This window comes from Mesorhizobium sp. M7A.F.Ca.AU.002.02.1.1 (assembly GCF_003998535.1).
Taxonomy (GTDB): domain Bacteria; phylum Pseudomonadota; class Alphaproteobacteria; order Rhizobiales; family Rhizobiaceae; genus Mesorhizobium; species Mesorhizobium ciceri.
On the sequence record NZ_RZPB01001494.1, the window covers coordinates 1 to 370 of the forward strand.

The following is a 370-nucleotide window of genomic DNA, read 5'->3' on the forward strand; positions in this document are numbered from 1 at the left end:
CGAGCGCGGTGATCATGCTGATGACGCTGACCGCGATCATCGTGCCTTATCTCTATTCCGAGCTCAGGGAGAAGCCGCGATGAGCGCCGTCACCTCACCGGCCAGCCAGGCATCGAGCGGCGTCAGCGCCAGGACAATCAACCGCATCGTCATCTACGGACTGCTTGCGCTGTTCGCGCTGTTCTACCTGATGCCGCTCTTCGTCATGCTGGTCACCTCGTTCAAGACCATGGACGAGATCCAGAACGGCAACATGCTGGCGCTGCCGCAGTCGCCGACCATCGCGCCATGGTTCAAGGCCTGGGGCGAAACCTGCGTCGGTCTCACCTGCGCCGGGATCAAGGGCTACTTCTGGAACTCCATCAAGATG

The 370-nt window shown here is 61.1% G+C and carries 1 pseudogene; it reads left to right on the top strand.

Going from position 1 to position 370, the window contains the following annotated elements:
- Positions 1-79 precede the first annotated feature (79 nt).
- Positions 80-370 (top strand): annotated as a pseudogene (locus EN879_RS38560) (carbohydrate ABC transporter permease); the annotation flags it as partial.